Annotated in this window: 20 protein-coding genes; 17 read left to right on the forward strand and 3 right to left on the reverse strand. The window is 45.0% G+C overall.

Features of this window, described 5'->3' with window-relative positions:
- The first annotated feature begins 180 nt into the window (after positions 1-180).
- The 14 genes from NIE88_RS17515 (at position 181) to NIE88_RS17580 (ending at position 15,752) form a co-directional block, all read left to right on the forward strand.
- Positions 181-840, forward strand: a complete 660-nt coding sequence (locus NIE88_RS17515; RefSeq protein ID WP_253064105.1) for a sugar transferase — start codon at positions 181-183, stop codon at positions 838-840.
- Between the two features lie 34 nt (positions 841-874).
- A complete protein-coding gene (locus NIE88_RS17520) occupies positions 875-1,810 on the forward strand; it encodes an NAD-dependent epimerase/dehydratase family protein (RefSeq protein ID WP_253064106.1) in 936 nt (311 codons plus the stop codon).
- Positions 1,811-1,823: 13 nt separating this feature from the next.
- The gene (gene tuaE, locus NIE88_RS17525; RefSeq protein WP_253064107.1) at positions 1,824-3,308 is read left to right on the forward strand and encodes a teichuronic acid biosynthesis protein TuaE; all 1,485 of its coding nucleotides are present in this window, start codon (positions 1,824-1,826) and stop codon (positions 3,306-3,308) included.
- Positions 3,309-3,986, forward strand: coding sequence for a hypothetical protein (locus NIE88_RS17530; RefSeq protein WP_253064109.1), 678 nt, complete (start codon positions 3,309-3,311; stop codon positions 3,984-3,986).
- Between the two features lie 18 nt (positions 3,987-4,004).
- Entirely contained in the window at positions 4,005-4,775 is a 771-nt protein-coding gene (gene tuaG / locus NIE88_RS17535) for a teichuronic acid biosynthesis protein TuaG (protein WP_253064111.1), read from the forward strand.
- Between the two features lie 21 nt (positions 4,776-4,796).
- Positions 4,797-5,951 (forward strand): teichuronic acid biosynthesis protein TuaH, encoded by a 1,155-nt coding sequence (tuaH, locus tag NIE88_RS17540; protein WP_253064113.1) that lies wholly within the window; start codon positions 4,797-4,799, stop codon positions 5,949-5,951.
- A 274-nt stretch (positions 5,952-6,225) separates the two neighbouring features.
- Complete coding sequence (gene speD, locus NIE88_RS17545; protein WP_253064115.1) at positions 6,226-7,017, forward strand: adenosylmethionine decarboxylase; 792 nt, start codon at positions 6,226-6,228, stop codon at positions 7,015-7,017.
- Positions 7,018-7,033: 16 nt separating this feature from the next.
- Complete coding sequence (locus NIE88_RS17550) at positions 7,034-8,482, forward strand: aminotransferase class I/II-fold pyridoxal phosphate-dependent enzyme (protein ID WP_253064117.1); 1,449 nt, start codon at positions 7,034-7,036, stop codon at positions 8,480-8,482.
- 6 nt (positions 8,483-8,488) lie between these two features.
- Positions 8,489-9,340: a polyamine aminopropyltransferase gene (speE, locus tag NIE88_RS17555; RefSeq protein ID WP_253064118.1), complete on the forward strand. Its 852-nt coding sequence runs from the start codon at positions 8,489-8,491 to the stop codon at positions 9,338-9,340.
- A gap of 54 nt (positions 9,341-9,394) precedes the next feature.
- Complete coding sequence (locus tag NIE88_RS17560) at positions 9,395-10,594, forward strand: saccharopine dehydrogenase family protein (protein WP_253064119.1); 1,200 nt, start codon at positions 9,395-9,397, stop codon at positions 10,592-10,594.
- 10 nt (positions 10,595-10,604) lie between these two features.
- Positions 10,605-11,741 (forward strand): carboxynorspermidine decarboxylase, encoded by a 1,137-nt coding sequence (gene nspC / locus NIE88_RS17565; protein ID WP_253064120.1) that lies wholly within the window; start codon positions 10,605-10,607, stop codon positions 11,739-11,741.
- A 722-nt stretch (positions 11,742-12,463) separates the two neighbouring features.
- Positions 12,464-13,615: a M20 family metallopeptidase gene (locus tag NIE88_RS17570; RefSeq protein WP_253064121.1), complete on the forward strand. Its 1,152-nt coding sequence runs from the start codon at positions 12,464-12,466 to the stop codon at positions 13,613-13,615.
- Positions 13,616-14,081: 466 nt separating this feature from the next.
- Complete coding sequence (locus tag NIE88_RS22645; protein ID WP_309247054.1) at positions 14,082-14,741, forward strand: helix-turn-helix transcriptional regulator; 660 nt, start codon at positions 14,082-14,084, stop codon at positions 14,739-14,741.
- Positions 14,742-14,888: 147 nt separating this feature from the next.
- On the forward strand, positions 14,889-15,752 hold the full coding sequence (locus NIE88_RS17580) for a PhzF family phenazine biosynthesis protein (protein ID WP_253064129.1): 864 nt from the start codon (positions 14,889-14,891) through the stop codon (positions 15,750-15,752).
- Positions 15,753-15,891: 139 nt separating this feature from the next.
- Here NIE88_RS17580 and NIE88_RS17585 read toward each other — a convergent pair whose 3' ends face one another.
- From NIE88_RS17585 to NIE88_RS17595, 3 genes are all read right to left on the reverse strand, one after another.
- Positions 15,892-16,467, reverse strand: a complete 576-nt coding sequence (locus NIE88_RS17585) for a class I SAM-dependent methyltransferase (protein WP_253064131.1) — start codon at positions 16,465-16,467, stop codon at positions 15,892-15,894.
- A gap of 339 nt (positions 16,468-16,806) precedes the next feature.
- Entirely contained in the window at positions 16,807-17,964 is a 1,158-nt protein-coding gene (locus tag NIE88_RS17590) for an amidohydrolase (protein ID WP_253064133.1), read from the reverse strand.
- Between the two features lie 75 nt (positions 17,965-18,039).
- Positions 18,040-19,278 carry a M20/M25/M40 family metallo-hydrolase gene (locus tag NIE88_RS17595; RefSeq protein ID WP_253064135.1) on the reverse strand — a complete coding sequence of 413 codons (1,239 nt, stop codon included), beginning with the start codon at positions 19,276-19,278 and terminating at the stop codon, positions 18,040-18,042.
- Between the two features lie 411 nt (positions 19,279-19,689).
- Between NIE88_RS17595 and NIE88_RS17600 the strand changes: the two genes are divergently transcribed.
- Genes NIE88_RS17600 through NIE88_RS17610 form a run of 3 tightly spaced genes read left to right on the forward strand, consistent with a single transcriptional unit; the run spans position 19,690 to position 22,947 of the window.
- Positions 19,690-20,910 carry a M20 metallopeptidase family protein gene (locus NIE88_RS17600; RefSeq protein WP_253064137.1) on the forward strand — a complete coding sequence of 407 codons (1,221 nt, stop codon included), beginning with the start codon at positions 19,690-19,692 and terminating at the stop codon, positions 20,908-20,910.
- Positions 20,911-20,927: 17 nt separating this feature from the next.
- Complete coding sequence (locus NIE88_RS17605; RefSeq protein ID WP_253064139.1) at positions 20,928-21,950, forward strand: ABC transporter ATP-binding protein; 1,023 nt, start codon at positions 20,928-20,930, stop codon at positions 21,948-21,950.
- A gap of 1 nt (position 21,951) precedes the next feature.
- Complete coding sequence (locus tag NIE88_RS17610) at positions 21,952-22,947, forward strand: ABC transporter ATP-binding protein (RefSeq protein ID WP_253064141.1); 996 nt, start codon at positions 21,952-21,954, stop codon at positions 22,945-22,947.
- Positions 22,948-22,959 lie beyond the last annotated feature (12 nt).

Genomic DNA, 22,959 nt, shown 5'->3' on the forward strand with positions numbered 1-22,959 from the left:
ATCGGTAAACTTTTCAGAGGCTTGTCACTTGCAAACGAAAAAAGTATGTAAATTTTTCTAAGATTTCAGGGTGCACTTTTACATTGCCTTAATGAATCGTCCACATTTGCTACATAAACGTTCACTATAATTGAAACAAGTTCAGAGGCAAGCAAGCGATGAACTGGAGAGGTGTTTCATGTGAAGGCGGAAAAAGAAATAGAGGTCTATAGGGGTTATTCAGTGGTGAAACCGCCGAGAGTCGTTCTCCCTGAGAATGCACGCACATATCTCTTGGTTAAGAGAGGCTTTGATTTACTCCTTGGCCTGATTGGAATGGTTATTGCAACACCGATTATTTTCGTTTTTTCAGTGCTCATTGTTATGGAGACGCCCGGATCTCCATTCTATGTGCAGGAACGTGTCGGAAAAGGCGGGAAAATCTTTAAACTAGTCAAGCTTCGTTCGATGCGCAAGGATGCTGAACGAGGCGGCGCACAATGGGCTGAGGCAGATGATCCTCGTGTTACGCGCGTCGGCCGATTTATCCGCAAGACACGTATTGATGAGCTTCCTCAATTTCTTTCCGTAATTAAAGGGGACATGTCGCTGATTGGGCCAAGACCTGAGCGGCCGATGTTCACGGAGAAATTTGATCGCGAAATTCCGGGATTCAAGAATCGTCTGCTTGTGAAACCGGGATTAACGGGGCTTGCACAAGTAAGCGGCGGCTATGACTTGTCACCGAAGGAGAAACTCGTTTATGACTTGGCCTATGTCCGCAATTTATCACCGGCACTTGAATGGACTATTTTGCTGCGCACGGTCAAGGTATTGCTGACCGGAGACGGGGCTCGATAAAATTGGAAAAACTTGAAAACCAGGAGGAATTTCCATGGAAAAAGTATTAGTTACCGGTGGGGCAGGATTTATTGGCTCTCACGTTGTTGAAGCTTTGCTGAGACAAGGGTACGCAGTTGCTGTCATGGATAACTTTTCAACAGGGCATCGGGAAAATATTGCCGATTTGCCTGTTGACTTATATATTTGCGATGTTGCCGATCCGGCAGTTATTAACGTCATTCAATCGATTCAACCCGACTATATTATTCATCTTGCGGCTCAGATCAGTGTATCGCATTCGGTTGCCGATCCGCTGTTTGACGAACGTACCAATGTGACGGGGTCACTGAATGTGATGAACGGAGCACGGCAGACAAATGTAAAAAAAATCGTTTTTGCATCCTCTGCCGCCGTTTACGGCAATCCGCTTGAAATTCCCGTAACAATGGAACATCCGACGAATCCAGAATCTCCTTATGGACTAACAAAGCTGACGGTTGAGCATTATCTGCGTATGTTTGATAAATTTTATCAGCTGCCTTACAGTATTTTACGCTTCAGCAATGTGTACGGTCCTCGCCAAGACGCTGAGGGTGAAGGCGGTGTTGTGTCGATCTTCTCCGACCGAATCCAGAAGGGGACACCTCCGATGATCTACGGCGACGGTGACCAGACTCGTGATTTTATCTTTGTAAAAGATGTAGCATCGGCTGTAGTCGCAGCCCTTTCTGTAAAGGAAAGCATATGCGTCAACGTTTCAACGCAAACAGCGATCAGCATCAAGGATCTCTTTTTGTTAATGAAACAGGTTTCAGGATCTGATCTCGACGTCTATTACGGCCCGAAACGAAGTGGCGATATCAGGCACAGTGTCCTGTCCAATCAGCTGACAAAAGAACTGTTGCAATGGCGGCCGCAAGTCTCATTAAAAGATGGCCTACGCGTGACTTTGCGTTCACTTAAGAAACGAAAAAGAGAAGCGGTCTGATACGGAGGAAACAATGACATCAGCGTCACTAACTTTATGCAAAAGCCATATCAGCGCGCATCGATCAACGCTTGAAACATCAGTGATCGTCACAGCTTTGTTCGCGTCTCTGATTGGCATCTATTGGATCGGCAATGCGTGGATACAGATGCTGCTGTTTTTGGGGTGGCTCTGTTTTGCGGCGATTGCCGCTCTTTATTTAAGGGAACGCGCATCAAGCTCCATTCTGCTGTCAAGCATGATGTATGTACTGGTCGCTTCCACCTTTTTAAATCAGGAGCTCCTTAGCCTTTCTACCGGGTTTTTTACCTTATTTTTGTATCGGCTGATTCTGATCTTCGGCCTTATTGTCTTTCTCGTACATGCGGCGAAGATTGGCGGGTTCGGTAATCAATGGGCAGGAAATCCTGTTAAAGGAGTGCTTGTGTTCCTTCTGTTATGGCTTGTCTATGCGGCTGTATCGCTGCTTTGGGCATGGTCGCTTGTTGAAGGAATGAAAGCTTTGCTTCTTCTTGCGATCGGTATTTTATTTGTATTTTTGGCTGTATTTACATTTACACATGTCCGCCAGCTGGCAGCCTTCCACTGGATTTGGCTGGTGATGAGCGGCGTATTGATTTTGATTGGTCTGGCCAATCATTTTGCCCGCATTCAGTTGCCGACATCCACCTTGTTCGGAGGACCGGCATATAAGCAGGCATACCCGACTGCAGTGTTTACAAATCAAAATGATTTTGCGACTCTGTTGTCGATCTCATTCTTTTTTTATTTGGCGGCAGTGCGGAACTTCCGGAATTTGTTGCTGCGCATGATTTGTTTTTTGCTTGCGGCACTTTCGGTTTGGCTTATCTATTTGACTGAATCTCGCGCCTGTTTACTAGGCGTTGCGGCAGGCGGTGTTCTCTACTTGTTTCTAATGCTGCCGTCCGCACGAAAGAAAACGACGCTTTGGATCGGCGGAATTGTAGCAGGCGGGGGATTACTTGTCCTTTTGCCGAAACTGATCAATAAATTGCAAACGATTTGGTATATTCGGGACACGTATGCTGTAAATGAAAACCCATCGTCAAATACTGTTCGTGTTCATTTACTGCAAAGCACGTGGAGTTATGTAAAGGAATCACTTGGTATGGGTGTCGGCGCAGGGAATATACCCGTTTATCTTGAAAATCAGCCAATTCAGAATACAAATCAGATTTTTGAAGTTCACAATTGGCTTATGGAGCTGACGGGTAATTTCGGATTTCTAATTGGTGCGGGCTATCTGGCTATGTACCTGGCTTTGTTTTTCGCACTAATGAAAATACATTCAAAGTTAATCGGCAGAACGACGCGGCTGCTTGCAGAATCCTGTCTGACAGCACAGGTTGCCTTTCTCATATCCAGCATCAGTCCGAGTTCGGTCAGCAACTTGTATTTTCACTGGGTTTTTCTAGGTTTTGTTATTTGTACGGTTTCAGTTCTTCATCAATTGATACAGTCGGGAGAGTCATGCTGAATGAGTGTGTTTAAAAGTGTTGCGGCGAGATTAAGAAAATACCTGTGGATCGTTGCTGCCCTGCCTATTATTCTCGGTATCGTCGGATTCTTTGTTCCGGCGGGAAAGATGCCCTCGTCTTTCGAAGCACAGACAACGATTCAATTAGGATCGTATGGAGACGACATCATGAACGATACCAGTCAAGTGATCGTGCTTCTTTCGAATGCTCCATTTTATGAAAAACGACTGCCCGAACTTTGGAGGCAGCAGGAACAAGCACTGCTCAGTCAAATCAGTGTCACGGATTTGACCAATCGTTTAATTCAGATTCGTTATCAAGGAACATCTGAGGCTGAGGCAGCTGAAGGTGTCAATCTTGTGACAAGCGCTTTTCTTGATGAGGATAAAGAGCATTTTGATCAAAAAGAAAAGATCATTGACGAGGCAATAAACACTTTGAATAAGTCACATGTTTCAAGTAACGAGAATGTAAGCCGTGCCCGCTTTCTTTATAAACTTCAGATGGAAAAAGCGCAAATGAGGCAGGCTCAGATTCTGGAGCCTGCACAAAAGAAAAGCGGAACAAGTGTTTCAACGATTTCATCGAAGAAGAGAGCAGTACTGGGCTTTATGCTTGGCATCACATTAGTCATTATTGGTGCCGCACTGCCCGAATTCGTAAGGAAAAAAGAATAGAAAAGGGGCGCAGGGTTCATGGCGGTTGAACATACACTCATTTCAATTATCACGCCTACCTACTGTTCGGAAAGAACAATAAAGAAAACGATTCGGTCAGTACGTGAACAAACCTATCCCCATTGGGAAATGATTATCGTTGACGATGCTTCGACCGATCGGACACGCCAACTGCTACAGGAGGAGGCGGCTGCGGACAGCCGTATTCATCCCGTTTTTCTTAATGAGAATCACGGTGCGGCATTTGCCAGAAATACAGCGTTGGAGCGAGCAAAGGGTCGGTTTGTTGCCTTTCTTGACAGTGATGACTGCTGGAAAACGAAAAAGTTGGAATTGCAGCTGCAATTTATGGAGCTTCATCATTATGCGTTTACCTTTACCGGCTATGAGTTAATGGACACGAATGGGCATTTGCTCAACAAAATAATCAGTGCACCGCCTCGCATCACCTACAAACAGATGCTGAAAAATACGATTGTCGGTTGTCTGACGGTGATGATTGACCGGCAGCAAATCGGTGATTTTCGCATGCCTGATCTTCGTTCGCGTCAGGATTTGGCTACTTGGCTCTCACTGCTGAAAAGGGGAGCGGTGGCTTACGGGCTTGATGAAACATTGGCAGAATACCGCATAAGCGGCAAAGCGTCACTTTCCGGTAATAAATGGAAGGCAGCTCAAAAAACATGGTTTGTGTATCGGCGTGTTGAGCGCCTGCCGCTTCTTCCTTCATGCTGGTATTTCGTCAACTATGCGGCGAATGCATTTATTAAACGATTCATCAGTATTTGATGAAGAAAGAAGGTCGGCTTTGTGAAGGACATACACGTTATTGTCGGCGCTGGCACATGGCAGCTGGATGGATTACGCTATCGCCGTCACCGGCTTGCCGAGTTTCTGGCTTCGCAGCCGGAAACCAAGCATGTGGTTTGGATCTGCCCATCGCCGAAGCGGTTTGCGGATCGAAAGGTTGGCGAAGCCGAAACCATTGAACAGTGGACGATTACCGACATGCTTCCGCATAAATGCTTTCGTTTTACACGCTATTTGTCATTCTTCCATAAGCGGCGTCTTTCCGAATTGGCACGTTTACTGAAGCCGCATGTCGGTTATGATCATCTCTACTTATGGTATACCTTTCCCGGATTTTCAAAATTGGGCGATCTCCTCCAATGGGATTGCGTCATCTATGACCGCAGCGATCTATGGGCGGCACCAATCAGCGGCAGAATGTCGCTTACCGCAAAACTACGCAGGCGTCTCATTGCAAATTCGGAACGGAAAATTGTGAATCGTGCCGATATGATTTTTTGCACGTCTGATTATCTTCATCATGTCACTGATCTGGAACTGCCCGCGGGAAAACGCAACCATGTTGTAACATTGGAAAATGGCGTGGATTATGTCCTGTTTGGTGATGACAAATCCGAGGCACAGAATACAGGGATCGTTCTCGGTTATATTGGTGGAATTAAGCCTAAACTTGATTTTGCACTGCTGCGCGCCGTTGCACGCAGAAAGCCGGACTGGCAGATACTGCTTGTCGGCCCGGATGGAACTCAAGGAGATCCTGACTTCTCACGCCTGCTTGAGGAGAATAATGTGCGCTGGATTGATGCGGTACCTCCCGAGGAGGTACCGCACTACATGAGTCAGATTTCAATCGGGTTGATGCCTTATAAAGCATCACCCTATAACAATGCGGTCTTTCCATTAAAATTATTTGAATTTCTCGCTTCCGGAAAGGCGGCAGTCGGCATTCATTTGCCTTCAACAAAAAAATATGAGCAAGCATCTGCATATCTCTGTTTGGATTCTTCTGATCCGGAACTGCTGATCCAAGCATGTGAGCATCTTGAATCGGTTGTCCGTGATCCTGAAGCGATACATGCACGTAAGGAATTCGCAAAAACGAAAGATTGGCCGATTATTTTTTCGGCAATGCTTGATAGGGTGCACGAAGAATGAGCGGCTGCTGCCGCTTTTTTCTTTTCCGAAAGGCACATTTTTTATTGAGGAAGATTCCCTTCTAATAAATGTATAATGAAAGAAATCAGTCTTGTTTATGGAAAAAATCTTGTCTTGACTTAAGCAAGTCTGTCTATATAATTAAATTAGTATTTTTCACTTTTTTGGTCGAAACTAGCGGATGAACACCGTCCATTCGCTTCAGCTTTTCACGTTAAACGACTGCAACAGGGCAACGGATCATGAATCACCGAGAAAGGTTGTGAGGATAGGGTTGGAAAATAAGCTGAAATTGTACGGCTTTAACAACCTCACGAAGTCACTGAGCTTCAACATTTACGATGTGTGCTATGCCAAGAGTGAACGTGAGCAGAGAGACTACATCACTTACATTGACGAACAGTACAATTCAGAGCGACTGACCCATATCCTTTGCCGTGTAACGGAAATGATCGGTGCCCATGTCCTCAACATCAGCAAGCAGGACTACGATCCGCAGGGCGCAAGTGTGACCATCCTGATTGCGGAGCAGGAATTTCCCAAGGATCAAATCGACCGTTCATGCAATCTTGGTCAGTACGCAGACACAGTCATCGGTCATTTGGATAAAAGCCATGTGACGGTGCATACGTATCCGGAATTCCATCCCGGAACAGCGATTGCGACGTTCCGCGTCGATATTGATGTGGCGACCTGCGGAGAAATATCTCCTTTAAATACATTGAACTATTTGATCGGCAGCTTTGACTCGGATATCATCACGGCAGATTACCGAGTACGCGGTTTTACCCGAGATGTGGATGGGAAAAAACTGTTTATGGATCATCCGATGGCGTCTATTCAAAACTATATTGATGATGAAACACTTGAAAAGTATGACGCGGTAGATATCAATGTCTATCAAGCCAATCTTTTTCATACGAAGATGCTTATTAAAGAACCTGAGCTGCAGAACTACTTATTTAATCGCGACGTACTGGAAATCCCGCCGAAGAAGCGTCTGAAGATCAGCAACAACCTTCGCAAGGAGATGATTGAAATCTTCAGCGGGGCGAACATATTTTGATTCGTGGAGAGAGAACATGACGACTTTATCACAAGAGCATGCGCCGGTTCTTGAGGCGCTCAATCGCTATAAATCCATGCGTGTCGTTCCTTTTGACGTACCGGGTCACAAACGAGGCAAAGGCAACCGCGAATTGACCGATTTTCTCGGTGAAAAATGCCTGACCGTTGATGTCAATTCAATGAAACCGCTCGATAATCTCTGCCATCCGGTTTCCGTGATTAAAGATGCGGAGATGCTTGCTGCAGAAGCATTTGGCGCAAAGCACGCCTTTTTCATGGTCAATGGCACGACCTCCGCAGTCCAATCCATGGTGATGTGCGCCTGCAAGCGCGGCGAGAAAATCATTATGCCGCGCAATGTACATCGAAGCGCGATCAACGCGCTTATTTTAAGCGGGGCGGTACCGGTCTATGTCAATCCGGGTGTGAATCATGAATTGGGTATTTCGCTGGGAATGACACTTGCCGATGTGGAGCAGGCAATTTTAGAAAATCCTGATGCCAAGGCAGTATTGGTTAATAATCCGACCTATTACGGTGTTTGTTCTCATTTGCAGGCAATCACTGAGCTTGCACACAGACATAATATGCTGGTATTGGTTGATGAAGCTCATGGCACGCATTTTTATTTTGGTGTGGGACTGCCTGCATCGGCGATGTCGGTCGGTGCGGATATGGCAGCAGTCAGCATGCATAAATCCGGCGGTTCTCTGACTCAAAGCTCGCTGCTTCTGGTCAATGGACTTGACGAGGGCTATGTTCGGCAGATCATTAACCTCACGCAGACAACAAGCGGTTCTTATTTGCTGATCTCCTCACTGGATATTTCCAGAAGGAATCTGGCCCTCAGGGGGAGAGAGATCTTTGAAAAAGTGGCTCAAATGGCTGAATACGCGCGCACGGAAATTAATCAGATCGGCGGTTATTACGCGTATTCACGCGAATTAATCAATGGTGATTCCGTCTATGACTTCGATCATACGAAGCTGTCGGTGCTGACTTTGGATATCGGTCTGGCCGGTATCGAAGTCTATGATCTTTTGCGTGATGAATACGACATCCAGATTGAGTTTGGTGATATTGGCAACATTTTGGCGTATATCTCCATTGGTGATCGAATCCTTGATCTGGAAAGGCTTGTATCAGCGCTGTCCGAAATTAAAAGACGCTATGCCAAGGATCGCGCCGGAATGCTTAGCCAGGAATACATTCGTCCGCAGGTCGTACTCGGCCCGCAGGAAGCGTTTTACGCTGAAAGTGAAGCAACGCCGCTTCAAGAGAGTCTCGGACGTATCTGCGGTGAGTTTGTGATGTGCTATCCTCCAGGCATTCCGATTCTCGCGCCGGGCGAGAAAGTGACTGCCAAGGTGCTTGAATATATTCAGTATGCCAAGGAAAAAGGCTGTTTTCTGACCGGTACCCAGGACAGTCTGGTGAACCGAATACAGACCGTGAAGGAGTGATCGGGATTGGAATTATGGTTTACTGAGAAGCATACGGAAAACGTCAATTTTTCTATTAAAGTAGATCGTCACGTGTACAGCGGACAAAGTGAGTTTCAACGGATTGATCTTTTCGATTCACTTGAATTCGGGCGTTTTCTGACACTGGACGGTTACATGATGCTGACCGAGAAAGATGAGTTTATCTACCATGAAATGATTGTTCATGTGCCGATGTCCGTACTACCGAATGTGAAAAAGATACTCGTTATCGGGGGCGGTGACGGAGGAGCCGTCCGCGAGCTTGTCCGTTATCCGGAAATTGAACGGATTGATTTGGTCGAAATCGATCGGCAGGTGGTTGAAGCGTGCAGAAAATATCTCCCCCAGACTGCGGGAAAACTGGATGATCCAAGAGTGACCATTCACTATGCTGACGGACTTAAATTTGTTCGTTCTAAGCAGGATGAATACGATCTGATTATCGTCGATTCAACCGATCCGTTTGGACCCGGCGAAGGATTGTTCACCAAGGAGTTTTACGGCAACTGCTATAAAGCACTGACGGACTGCGGCGCGATGGTCAATCAGCATGAAAGTCCGTTCTACCCGGTTGACGCAGTAGCGATGCAGCGCGCACATAAACGAATTATTGATTCGTTTCCGATCAGCCGCGTTTATCAGGCACACATACCGACCTATCCGTCCGGACATTGGCTGTTCGGATTCGCGTCGAAGAAATACCATCCTGTTGAGGACTTCAACGCAGCCGGATGGAAAGCGCACGGCATGAAAACTAAGTATTATAATGACAAAATTCACATCGGTGCCTTTGCTTTGCCGAATTATGTGAAGGACCTGCTGGAAGAAATGGAATGAGACTCTGAATGGTTGAAGATGGTCAAGGGATAAATGATTTAGGAGGCGTTTGATTTGGGCAAAGCATTGATTATCGGCGCAGGCGGCGTTGCAGGCGTTGTGGTACATAAATGTTGTCAGAATTCCGAGGTGTTTGAAGAAATTTGCATTGCGAGCCGCACTGTTGCAAAGTGTGATGCACTTAAAGCGAAACTTGACGGCGGAAAAACGAGAATTACGACGGCGCAAGTGGACGCAAGCGATGTCCCCGAATTAATTGCGCTGATTAAAAAGGTGCGGCCGGACATTGTCATCAATGTCGCACTTCCTTATCAGGATTTAACAATTATGGACGCCTGCCTCGCGACTAAAGTGGATTATGTGGATACGGCTAACTATGAACCAGAAGATACGGCAAAATTTGAATATAAATGGCAATGGGCGTACCGTGACCGCTTTAAGGAAGCAGGAATTACTGCGCTGCTTGGGAGCGGCTTTGATCCGGGCGTGACCGGTGTGTTCGCTGCCTATGCGCAAAAGCATTATTTTGATGAAATTCATTCCATTGACATTCTTGACGCGAACGCCGGAGACCATGGCTATCCCTTTGCGACGAACTTCAATCCGGAAATTAATATCCGTGAAGTGACGGCGAACGGCAGCTATTTTGAGAATGGCAAATTTATTGAGACCGAACCGTTGTCGATCAAGCGTGTTTATGACTTCCCGCAGATCGGGGAAAAGGACATCTATTTGCTGCACCATGAAGAAATGGAATCGCTCGCGCTCAACATTAAGGAGATTAAGAAAATCCGTTTTTGGATGACCTTTGGACAAAGCTATCTGACTCATCTTAAAGTACTGGAAAATGTCGGCATGACTTCAATTGAGCCGATCGAATTTGAAGGAAAACAAATCGTTCCGCTCCAGTTTTTGAAGGCCGTTCTTCCGGATCCGGCATCACTCGGACCAAGAACAAAGGGCAAGACGAATATCGGCTGCATCTTTCAAGGCATCAAAGACGGCAAGCCGCGTACTTACTATGTTTACAATGTCTGCGATCATCAGGAATGCTATAAAGAGGTCGGTTCACAGGCGATCTCTTATACAACCGGCGTCCCGGCAATGATTGGAGCGTCAATGGTGATGACGGGCAAATGGAAGCGACCAGGCGTGTTCAACATTGAAGAGTTCGATCCGGATCCATTCATGGATGCGCTGAATAAATTTGGGCTGCCATGGCACGAGAATTTCACGCCGGCGCTGATTGATTAAGGAGTCTCTAATGATTATTGATTTCTCGGCGGCTCCTTCGCCAAGCTATGTTGTTGATGAACGCCTGCTTGTAAAGAACTTGAAGATCTTAAAACAGCTTCAGGACCGCACCGGCTGCAAGGTTCTTCTAGCCCAGAAAGCATTCTCAATGTATGCCTTTTATCCGCTGATCGGGCACTATCTTAGCGGGGTGGCCTCCAGCTCCTTATACGAGGCCAGACTTGGACGCGAGGAAATGGATAAAGAAGTTCACATTTATTCCCCTGCCTATGACGAAAAGGATTTTGTGGATATTCTCAAGATCAGCGACCATATTGTTTTTAATTCGTTCAGCCAATGGGCGCGATTCAAGGATCAGGTAAAAGCTGCACCACGCCGAATTCAATGCGGGATGCGCGTCAATCCGGAGTATTCGGAAGTTGAAACGAGCCTTTATGACCCATGTGCGCCATTTTCACGGATGGGAGTCACGAAAGCAAATTTTGATCCTGATGCTCTGGACGGTCTTGACGGTTTGCATTTTCATACTTTATGCGAGCAGAATTCAGATGCGCTCGAACATACGCTTGAAGCGGTGGAACGCAAATTCGGCAAATACCTTAAGACGATGAAATGGATCAACTTCGGCGGGGGGCACCACATCACGCGAGCGGGTTATGATATCGACCGTCTTGCACGATGCATTCTCGCGATTAAAGAAAAATACGATGTTGAGGTCTATCTTGAGCCGGGAGAAGCCGTCGCCTTGAATACTGGGTATCTGGTCTCCACTGTGCTCGATGTCTTTGAAAACGGAATGAAGATCGCGATTTTGAACACCTCGGCAACCTGCCATATGCCCGATGTGCTGGAGATGCCTTACCGTCCTGAAATCATTGACGCCGGAAAACCGGGAGAGCAAGCACATACGTATCGTCTCGGCGGGCCAACCTGTCTCGCCGGCGATGTGATTGGCGACTATTCTTTTGATCATCCGCTTCAGGTTGGCGATCGTCTCGTATTTTGCGACATGGCGATCTATTCGATGGTTAAAAACAATACGTTCAACGGGATTGCGCTGCCTGCGATCGCTGCGTATAACGATGAAGACGGTATCCGTGTGATTAAGCAGTTCGGCTACGAGAATTTTAAAACAAGACTTTCATAATCGATCGGTGTTTGATTTTCAAAGTGTCTCAAAAATCTTTTTTTGATTTTGAGACATTTTTTTGAACGAAATTGCGGAAGGATGTACAGCAGTGATCGTCTCGAATTTCATACCAAGACAACCACGAAAGATCTGTCTCTGAATCTATAGAAAGTTAGACTAATCCTTGTAAAGTTCAACGAAACAGGACGAAAGTTACACTTAATCCTTAACTAGTAACGAAAGAGCTAAAAACCGTAACGAAGACAAGGGAAGTCTTAACAAAATCCGAAACTTGTAATAAATCACCAAAAAAACCGCAAAGGAAGTACTTCGCAGTTTGTCTTTACTGCGCAATTACATTTAGGGCAGCTCTTCGCTTTTTATAATTTCTGTTAGAAAATTTTTGCAGGGGAGTGCAGAAATCGACAGAATTTTGTTATACTTAGCGTTAAGGATTACCTTCCGTAAAATTGTGAATTCAAATAGAGACAGCAGGATTGCTGCGAGTCACAAAAAATTGCTGCTAAAAGGGGAGCGGAGGCAACTGAGGAAGCGATCATGCAATAATTGTTCTGAACATTGGCACGATTGGAGGGCAGCATACTTTGGTTCTCGCTTGTCAGAGTGCCGTATGTCATGCTGCTTGCCAAATGCCGGTTTTAGTTATGGAATTGAGCGGTCATTTAGTGTAGTGTTAATAAAATTGACAGACTTTCGCCCTAAGAAAAGAGGTATAATCAATGAATAATGAGAGAGCAGTTGAGCTGCTCAAGAGTCTATTAAAAATCAATACGACAAATCCTCCGGGAAATGAGGCAAAGGCGGTTGCCTTGATCCAACCTTTGTTTGAAGCAGCGGGCATTGATACTGAGGTGGTTACCTACAGCGAAAACCGTCATCAGTTAATTGCAACATTAAAAGGTGAAGAACCGGGAAAAGTACTGGCATTTACCGGGCATATGGATGTTGTTCCGGTAGGGGAAATCCCGTGGGATTATCCGCCGTTCGGTGCTGAAGAAGCCGACGGAAAGATTTTTGGACGCGGCGCTTCGGATATGAAGAGCGGTCTTGCGGCAATGGTTGCAGCGATGATTCAACTGAAGGAGGCGGATGCGCCAATAAAAGGAACACTTAAATTTATTGCGACCGTCGGCGAAGAAACATCTTCGATTGGAGCAGAGCAGTTGGTTAAAAGCGGTTATGCGGACGATCTTGATGCGGTGCTGATCGGCGAACCGACCGATAATGAACTGTCAATCGCGGAAAAGGGAGCGTTATGGGTTCGATTGACTACGTTTGGAAAAACCGGACATGGATCAACGCCGAGCTGCGGTATTAACGCGAATGAGCACATGATTGCGATCCTCTCAAAATTTCAAACTGAATTTCAATTCGACTATGAAGCAGACGATCTGCTCAGTGAGCCGACCTCCAGTATCGATGTCATGCACGGCGGAAATGGGACAAATGTCATTCCGGACAAATGTTCTGTGGAAATTGATATGCGGACGCTGCCGTCGCAAAATCATAAAGAAATCATCTCTGCACTAGAATCTTTAATCGATACCGTTAAAAAAGATATTCCTGAATTAAAGGCAACAATCGAAATCCTCAATGATATGCGTCCGGTCAAAACGCCGAAGGATGACGAGTTCGTGCAACGACTTGCTGAAGTTATTGAGGACGTGCGCAGGAAAAAAATTGAACCCTATGGTTTTTCCGGATATACGGATGGCGCCTTCTTCTCTCAAGTTGAAAAAACGTTTCCGATTGCTGTTGTCGGGCCTGGCTATCCTCCGGTTGCACATCAACCGAATGAGTATGTGGAACGTGAGCCGTTTTTTGATTCAATCAAGATCTATAAGAAAATTGCTCTTGATTTTCTTAGCTGATCGGGATTGTCTAAAGATGAATAAGGAAAGCTGTTCAAAATTCTTTACCGTCGACGTCGACGGAATTTTGACGATGCGCTAGAAATCGGATTTTTTAGGTACGATGCTTCTGATTTGCCTCAATCAAAGCAAATGGCTGTTGAAGCTGCGTAACGTTTCCATTAACAATGATCAGCTTTTTCCATTACATGACGCTCTCGGCTGCTTTCCTTATTGGTCTTTTTGTTATTCATGAACTGAATTGATTGGCTTTAGATCATTTTTTTATTTGGCTGGTCTATTGCGGCCTATGATTGAAATGAAATGACTAAAGCTTTAAAGGCGTACGGAGATCATTCAATACATGACGTCATCGCTTCTCATGCGTTGACAAGCATGAACGTATATTGGACAATGAATATATTGATTTTTTATTATGATAAATATTTTTTCTTATTATTTGATGAACAAGTAGGGCGGTGGTTTTATCAACGCGGAATTAGAAAGGTATAAAGATTTAGTTGATTTTCTAGGCGAAGTGCTTGGAGATGATATTGAAATCATTCTTCATGACGTCACAGATCTTGAAAATTCGGTTGTAGCAATCAGTGAAACGAATCTGAGCGGACGCGAAATTGGTTCCCCAGTTACCAACTTGATTCTTAAAATGCTTAAAGAAGGCAGATCGCAAAACAAATCGTTCATCACTAATTATGAGGGAGTGGCGAAGGACGGTACCATCTTACGTTCGTCGACGTTCTTTATTCGTAATGAAAAAGATGAGATCATCGGTATGCTCTGTATCAATGTTGATTATAAAAAAATGGAACAGGTTATTGACTATTTAAGTAAATTTGTCGGTGTCCGCAAACCGGAAGAAAAGAAAAGTCTGCCTGCTGTTGAACATTTGAGCCCCTCGATTGAAGATCTTGCCAAGGCAAGTATTAAAGAAATTGTCGGCGGCGTGAACATACCGCCTGAACGAATGTCTCAAGAGGAACGGCTGGAAATCATTGAGAAATTAAATGAAAACGGGATCTTCTTATTAAAGGGAATTGTCAGCATCGTTGCTGAGGAACTCTGTACTTCGGAGGCGTCGATCTACCGATACTTGAGCAAGGTTAAGAAAGTGCACGGCAGCGTGTGAAAAAAATAGTGAAAGAGCCGGTCCTGAGTGAACGATTCCCCGGAAATTGGACAAAAAGATCCAAGTTCGGGGGACGAATCAGCATCCCGGTTCTTTTTTTGAATTGTAGGTGAGAACTGCACAATAAAATCGGATGGGGGAGTGAACATGAATAATCAAGGATACACGTTAGATGCTTTCACAAAAAATGGCAGTGGAGGAAATCCTGCCGGAGTCGTTTTAGAGAGTGATTTACTCGGCAAATCGGAAATGCAAATGGTTGCTCGTAAAATTGGATTATCAGAGACTGCATTTGTCCAACACTCAAATGATGCCGATTTTAAGATGAGCTATTTTACCCCGAACAGCGAAGTTAATTTGTGTGGTCATGCAACGATTGCAGCTTTTTCCTTAATGCGCTTAGAAAAGAAAGTGTCTATTGGCTCCTATACATTGGAAACAAAGGCAGGACTGCTAAAGGCAACCATTTGTGATGACAATCAAATATACCTTTCTCAGACACTTCCTAATTTTTATGAGCAACCTGATAAAGAGGAGATCGCGCGATCATTAAATGTCTCCACTTCAGATTTTGATGAGAATCTTCCTATTGAGGTTGTTTCAACCGGTCTGAGAGATATACTTGTCCCTATAAAAAACGTGCGTCTTTTAAATAAGATCAAGCCTGATTTTTCTAGAATTATCAATGTAAGTAAAAAGTATCAGGTGATTGGTTATCATTTGTTTACACTAAATACTGAAAATAATCTGACGGCTTATTGTAGAAATTTTGCGCCTTTGTATAGCATTCCTGAGGAGAGTGCAACAGGAACTTCCACGGGAGCGTTGACATGCTATTTATATAAGTATAATAAAACAAAGGGTAACGAGATGTTATCGTTTGAACAAGGTTACAGTATGAAACGTGCCTCGTCATTATTTTCAAAACTAACCGTCAAAAATAGAACAATCACTCGTATTGAGGTTGGCGGAACAGCATCAAATGTTAGAAGGCAGAACATATCCATTTAGGGTTATCATTGTTAGTGCACAATCTGTCTTTACGACGCCATCATTAACTGACCTGCACCCTCTCATGAGAAACAGATAGGGTTCCCGATCCTGATTTGGGGTTGGTAAAGACAGGAACTATGAAGCAGCAGTAAAAACGCTATTTTGTAAAATGGTAATACAGCCAACCTTGATAATAATGCGTGTTAAGTTTAGTAAAGCCAATATTTTTTGCAATTCTTTTCGTGTATTCTCCGTTTTTATCGCCGCTCATAAAATAATTAAGTTTCACTTTTTCACAAGCGATTATAACTTGTCCATTGTATTTTAAAACACGATAGATCTCCTCTAATCCACGTACATATGAGTTCCAATGGAAATGTGTTTGAAATGCTGTAATTAAATCAAAATTATGATTTGGGAAGGGCAGATCCTCAACATCTGTCACGAAAAAAGAGAGATTATCAGCAGTGTTCTTTTTTCGCGCTGCCGTTATTGCTGTTTCCGAAATATCAATACCTGTTACAAGACTTGAAGATGCTGAATCAGAGATATATTTTGTTGTAAGCCCATTTCCCACGCCAACATCAAGTATCGTTCCATTTTGAGGTGTACGCACAAATCCAAGACTCCATTTAACCATTGGGAAATAGGCTCTGTTCCAAAGTTTCATCATTATTTTTCCAAGCCATCCCTCAGGATGCTGAGATTGCGCGAGCAGTTTTGAAAGCAGCAATAAAATTCCCCCGTGAAAACATCAATTTCAGATAGAATAAGATAAAATGAAACAAATGTCTAATAGAAGTTTGGCAACACGTTCAGAACTGCTTTTTGATGCGGCACACGTGCTTAATGCGTACACCTTAAAATCCCTGACAAATATAGAACCAGCCTGACCTTCTGTCTGCTCAGCTTTTCCTAATGAAACAAGTCCTGAAAAACCGGGGATGAACGGTCCTTCAGAACTTGTTTCTCTTTGTATGATAAGAAAGTTATAAATTTTTAAGAGGAAAAATAATTAAGACTTCACCCTCGCCAGAAGTTTGGTGAGGCTAATTTTCTTAAATTCTTGTGATTATAGATCTGTTACTTTTTTCAGCATATCAGCCGCTAGATTTGCGAAGAATTTGGCGCTTGGCAGAATCGCTTTTTCATCGATAATCAAATCGGGATGGTGTAATCCTGAATTTCCGGAGACGCCCATGAAGAAGAAGGCGCCGGGAATTTTTTTCAAATATTCGGCGAAATCCTCACCGGCGGTTGATGGAGTTGGTATGATGACATTTAATCCGGATGCTTTCGCTGTGTCGACGGCCCAATCAGCAAGTTTCTCATTGTTTATCGTTGCCGGGCCGAGTTTCGTGTAGTGCAAAGTGCCTTTTGCGCCCAGTCCTGCGGCAACTCCCTCAACAACTCGTTTCATTTTGGAAGGGATCTGGTCGCGCACATGTTCTTGGAATGTGCGGACTGTCCCTTCCATCTGAGCCGTTTGCGGAATGACATTCCAGGTGTTTCCAGATTCCAGGCGTGTGACACTAATTACTGCATTATTTAATGGCGAAATGTTTCGAGCGACAATGGACTGAAGCGCGGTCATGATGTGCGCCGCGACGAGGATTGAATCAATTCCTTTTTCCGGTGCCGCGGCGTGGGTCCCTGTCCCTTCGACATCTATTGTGAACTTATCAACGGCAGCCATCAGAGCGCCTGGTTTGATGCCAATCGTTCCCGTTGGAATATGTGGCATATCGTGCATGCCGAAGATGGCTTGAACATCGTCAAGGACGCCGGTTTCCAATACTTTTGCTGCACCTCCGCCATTTTCTTCGGCAGGTTGGAAGATGACTTTAACTGTTCCCTCAAGCTCATCTTTGCGTTCATTAAGCAGTAAAGTTGCGCCAAGAATCGAGACCGTGTGAAAGTCATGACCACAGGCATGCATTTTACCCGGAACTTTGGAAGCGAAAGGCAGTCCGGTTGTCTCTTGAATCGGCAAGGCATCAATGTCTGTACGCAGACAGATGACCGGACCCGGTTTTTCTCCGCGAATGACTGCGAGCACTCCGGTATCAAGTGGAAGATCCAGCATTTCAACGCCGGTTTCGGATAACCAGCCTTTAAGTGCTTTCGTTGTTTCGTATTCTTCAAAAGACAGTTCAGGATTTTCATGCAGCTGATGGCGGCATGAAATCAGTTTCTGTTCCAATTGTGTTTCTTCAATGGTTTTGGCCAACGTGAAGTCTCCTTTTGTTTCATGAATGAGTCTATTAAAGCCGCATGATGCGGTTTTAGGCAAAAGAAAAAGTAATCAAGGCAATATGGACGGCGACGCTTCTGCGACCCCTGAGAATGCGAGTGTGGTCAATAAAACCGTCTGTGCTCCGACATAAGCGTTTTTCGGATTATAAAATTCTTCCAAAGTGTGCATACCGCCGCATTCACCGCCGCCACCAAGTGTCAGTGCGGGAATACCCAAATGGATTGCGACATTAGAGTCGGTGCTCATCGGCAGCAGTTTCGGCTCAAGATCAAAATCTCGAATAACAGCGATTGCGGTTTGAACCACAGTGGTGTCATTCTTTTGCGTTCCGGCAGGGCGGTCTCCGACGAGCCGGATCATTGCTTTAATCAATGTCCCTTTGCTCCAACGCGCGTTCTCTTCTTCAACAGCCTGACGAATACAGTCAAGTGCCTTCTTTTCCAATATAAGCAGCGCTTCCTGTGAAACAGAACGCATGTCCAGTCCCATTTCTGCATGCTGGGCAATTGAATTGATTGAGGTACCACCACTGACCGTGCCGACTGTGAATGTAGTCACCGGATCGGCCGGAACTTGAAGTTCGCTGATTTTTGCAACGGCTCGTCCGAGTGCGTGAATGGCGCTTGGAATGCCGAAACTTCCAAAGCTGTGTCCGCCTGGCCCTGTAAATGTGATCGAATAGCGATGGCTGCCGACAGCTGTGGCGGTGATTCGATCAGGACTTCCCGGTTCTACGGAAATAAAGCCGCCGATGTCCGTGCGCTTTTTAAAGAGCGCTTTGACGCCGCGCAGGTCGCCTAAACCTTCTTCGCCAACTGTTGCGACGAAAAGGAGTGTCCGCTGTGGCTTGATTCCGGACGCAGTCAGTGCGCGAATCAATGTCAGGAGGACGGCAAGACCTCGGCCATCATCGGAGATGCCCGGTGCATACACGATTTCGTCTCTAATCACCGGTTCTATTTTTGTTTCTTCAGAAAAAACAGTGTCCAGATGCGCGGAGACAACAACCTTTTTGGTATCCGCAATGCCTTGAAGAGATCCAATAACGTTTCCCTCATCGTCTGTATGCACATTGGTCAAGCCGAGCGCGCGAAACCGCTGGGCCATCCAGATTGCTTTGTCAGATTCTCCGAATGGCGGTGCGGGAATTGATGTCAGTTCAATTTGTTCGGCAGTTGTCCGGTTATTGTCTCCAGCGAGATACGTTAATGCATGATTAACGGAGGAAAGTGCGCGCAAGTCATGAATGATTTCGCTGAAGTTCGGTGATCGATTCGGATCATCCATAAAGTACCCCTCCTAAACCTGTGAAAGATTAATAGATAAATGGAAACGAAATAAATTGTAAACTACATTCAACATACCTTATAAGAATACACCATTTGTCTAAAATTTAAATAATTATTAGAATTTCTTATTGTCAAATCATAAATAATTTATTATTATTGTAATAAATTCTATCATAGAGTGTCGAATTATAGTCGACTATGCAAAAAAAAGGCGAAAATAAATCAATTTATGATTAAAGACATTTGCTGTGTTAGCTTTCTTAACGAAATTATGTAAAAACAATTTATCATTTTAATAATTTTTTTGACTAATTGCTTTGTCTCATTTATAATTGCTTTATAGTTTTTGTGAATTCAGAAAATAGAGCAAAGTGTTATTGTTATTAATTTACTAGCAGGGGGTCAGAAAATGAACATTTCATGGTCTGACGATTTAGAAAAATCATTCGATTCAATGGTAGAATGGCGAAGATTCCTTCATCAGCATCCGGAACTCTCTTATCACGAAACAGAAACAGCGGCTTTTATTTTGGAAAAACTCAAAAGCTTTGGCATCACCGATATTAAAACTCATGTCGGCGGTTACGGAATTGTTGCAAGAATTCACGGAGCAAAGCCCGGGCTGTCTGTTGCTTTGCGCGCCGATTTCGATGCACTTCCGATCAATGAGGAAACAGATGTTCCTTACAAGTCGAAAGTGCCAAATGTAATGCATGCGTGCGGACATGACGGACACACATCCACTCTGCTTGGGGTTGCAAAAGTAATTCAGGAGCATCGTGGCGAGCTTGCCGGAGATGTTGTCCTGCTGCACCAGCCTGCTGAAGAATATCCTCCTGGCGGGGCTCAGGCAATGATTAAAGACGGCTGTCTTGATGATGTGGATTTGGTATTCGGAACGCATCTTTGGAGCACGGTACCCTATGGCCAGATCGGCTACCGTAAAGGCTATTTCATGGCAGCAGCAGATTATATAAAAATTAGAATTCAGGGCAAAGGCGGACATGGCTCCGCACCCCAGCTTTCAATTGACTCGGTCGCGGTGGCCTCTCAAGTTGTCAATCAGCTGCAAATGATTGTCAGCCGGGAAGTAGACCCCCAGAAAGCCGCAGTCATAACAATTGGAAAATTCAATGCGGGCGTTGCTCCGAATGTCATTGCCGATACAGCGACACTTGAAGGAACCGTTCGTACGTTTGATCCGCAGGTTCGCGAAAAAATAAAGAAAGAATTAGATTCCATTGTCGAAAATGTCTGTGCCGCTTATCATGCGCAAGGTCATGTAGATTATCATGACGGATATCCGGCTGTTTACAATCACGAAAAGGAGACAGATGTTTTCAAAGCGGCAATGGATGAAACATTCGGTGAAGGTACAGCTGTTGAAATTGCTCCGCAAATGGGCGGAGAGGATTTTTCGAGCTTCCTGCTGAAGAAGCCGGGAATGTTTTGGTTTTCCGGAGCAGGTAATCCCGAGGTAGGAGCAAGCTATCCGCATCATCATCCGAAGTTCAATTTCGATGAACGCGTGATGCTGGTCGCCGGGAAGGCGTTCCTGTCTCTGGTTGACAAGTATCTTTGTGCAAAAGAAACACCGGTATTAACCGAAAATGCGACTGTCGTTAAATAATTAAGGAGGGACAACCTTTGAGCGAACTTTTAAAGGTAGACAAAATTAAAACCGAATTTCAAACGGAAAAAGGTCCTGTTACTTCCGTTGACGAAGTAAGCTTCGATCTGAACGAAGGAGAAACCATCTGCCTTGTTGGCGAGTCAGGCTGCGGAAAGTCGGTAACCTCACTTTCGATCATGCATCTTCTCGATCGCAACGGATCAGTCACTCAAGGGTCCATCCTGTTTGACGGTAAAGATATTGCGCATGCAAAAGAAGCGGAAATGCGGAAAATCCGTGGAAATGACATTTCTATGATTTTCCAGGAACCGATGACTTCACTTAATCCTGTCCTTACCATTGGCGATCAGCTGACTGAAGGAATCAAATTGCATATGAAGCTTTCAAAGAATGAAGCGAGAAACTATGCGATTGAAATGTTGAAAAAGGTAGGTATTCCAAGGGCTGAAGGAATTATCGATGAGTATCCGCATAAGCTGTCCGGCGGTATGAGACAGCGTGTCATGATTGCCATGGCGCTCAGCTGCCGACCAAAGCTTTTAATTGCTGACGAGCCGACGACAGCGCTTGACGTGACCATTCAGGCTCAGATTTTGAAATTAATGAAAAATTTGCGTGAAGACTCGAATACCGCCATTATTTTGATTACCCACGATCTTGGCGTTGTGGCTGAAATGGCGGATAAGGTTGCGGTCATGTATGCCGGTCAGGTGGTTGAAGAAACCGATGTGTATACCTTGTTCGACAACCCGAAACATCCTTACACATTAGGTTTGATGAAATCTATTCCGCACATCACCAATCCGGACGATATGCGGCTGAACTCCATTCCGGGTTCCGTGCCCAGTGTCCACAATATGCCGAAGGGCTGCCGCTTCTATGATCGCTGTCCGCATGCGATGAAACGGTGTTTGGAGGAAAAGCCTGAGCTTAAGCCGATTGAGGACAAACAGGCCCACAGCATCAGATGCTTCTTATATGAAAAAGAGGAACAAGAATATGAAACGAAGCATGCCGAAAAGGAAGTGAGTTCTTAACATGCCGTCTGTTGAAAAGAAAGAGCCGTTGCTTCAAGTCAAGAATTTAAAAAAGTATTATCCAATTAAAAAGGGTGTTATCTCAAGAACAGTTGGCTACGTGAAAGCAGTTGATGATGTAAGCTTTGACATCTATCCTGGGGAAACGATGGGCCTTGTTGGCGAATCCGGATGCGGAAAATCTACAACCGGGCGATCACTGGTTCGTTTGGAAGACCCCACAGCAGGACAAGTCCTTTTTCAGGGGAAGGATTTAGCCAGCATCTCACATAATGAAATGCGGAAGCTCAGAACCGACCTGCAGATCATTTTTCAAGATCCGTATTCTTCATTAAATCCGAGGAAGCGCGTCGGCGACTTGCTGGCCGAACCCTTGGTTGCTCATAAATTGGCGACCAAAAGTGAGGCGGACAAAAAGGTAAATGAAATTCTGGAAATTGTCGGTCTCTCGAAACAGTATAAAAATCGCTACCCGCATCAATTTTCCGGTGGGCAGCGGCAAAGAATCGGTATTGCCCGGGCCTTGATGCTGCATCCGAAACTGATTATTTGTGATGAACCGGTTTCTGCTCTGGATGTTTCGATTCAGGCCCAGGTGCTGAACCTGCTTAAAGATCTTCAAAAAGGACTCAATTTGACCTATGTGTTTATTGCACACGGACTTGGCGCTGTGAAGTACATAAGCGACCGAATCACGGTTATGTATTTAGGAAAAGTAATGGAGCTTGCGACAACACGAGAAATATTTGAACATCCGAAACATCCCTACACGGAAATCCTGCTTAATGCTTATCCGATTCCGAATCCGCATATGCGTGATCGAAATCAGATGGTTGTCGAAGGAGATGTTCCAAGTCCGGCGAATCCGCCGAAAGGCTGCGTGTTCCACACACGCTGCCCGTTCGCAAAGGATATTTGCCGTGAAAAAGTGCCGGCGCTCACAGGAAAAGATCATCTCGTTGCTTGCCACTTTCCGCTTGAGCCGGTCAATGCATGAAGGGAGGACTTT

The organism is Sporolactobacillus shoreicorticis (genome assembly GCF_024125445.1).
In the GTDB taxonomy this organism is placed as follows: Bacteria; Bacillota; Bacilli; order Bacillales; family Sporolactobacillaceae; genus Sporolactobacillus; species Sporolactobacillus shoreicorticis.

Excerpts from the sequence above, each read along its gene's own strand:
- NIE88_RS17520 (WP_253064106.1), top strand. The coding sequence starts at position 875 with ATGGAAAAAGTATTAGTTACCGGTGGGGCAGGATTTATTGGCTCTCAC.
- tuaE (WP_253064107.1), top strand. The coding sequence starts at position 1,824 with ATGACATCAGCGTCACTAACTTTATGCAAAAGCCATATCAGCGCGCAT.
- NIE88_RS17530 (WP_253064109.1), top strand. The coding sequence starts at position 3,309 with ATGAGTGTGTTTAAAAGTGTTGCGGCGAGATTAAGAAAATACCTGTGG.
- tuaG (WP_253064111.1), top strand. The coding sequence starts at position 4,005 with ATGGCGGTTGAACATACACTCATTTCAATTATCACGCCTACCTACTGT.
- NIE88_RS17550 (WP_253064117.1), top strand. The coding sequence starts at position 7,034 with ATGACGACTTTATCACAAGAGCATGCGCCGGTTCTTGAGGCGCTCAAT.
- nspC (WP_253064120.1), top strand. The coding sequence starts at position 10,605 with ATGATTATTGATTTCTCGGCGGCTCCTTCGCCAAGCTATGTTGTTGAT.
- NIE88_RS17570 (WP_253064121.1), top strand. The coding sequence starts at position 12,464 with ATGAATAATGAGAGAGCAGTTGAGCTGCTCAAGAGTCTATTAAAAATC.
- NIE88_RS17580 (WP_253064129.1), top strand. The coding sequence starts at position 14,889 with ATGAATAATCAAGGATACACGTTAGATGCTTTCACAAAAAATGGCAGT.
- NIE88_RS17595 (WP_253064135.1), bottom strand. The coding sequence starts at position 19,278 with ATGGATGATCCGAATCGATCACCGAACTTCAGCGAAATCATTCATGAC.
- NIE88_RS17600 (WP_253064137.1), top strand. The coding sequence starts at position 19,690 with ATGAACATTTCATGGTCTGACGATTTAGAAAAATCATTCGATTCAATG.
- NIE88_RS17610 (WP_253064141.1), top strand. The coding sequence starts at position 21,952 with ATGCCGTCTGTTGAAAAGAAAGAGCCGTTGCTTCAAGTCAAGAATTTA.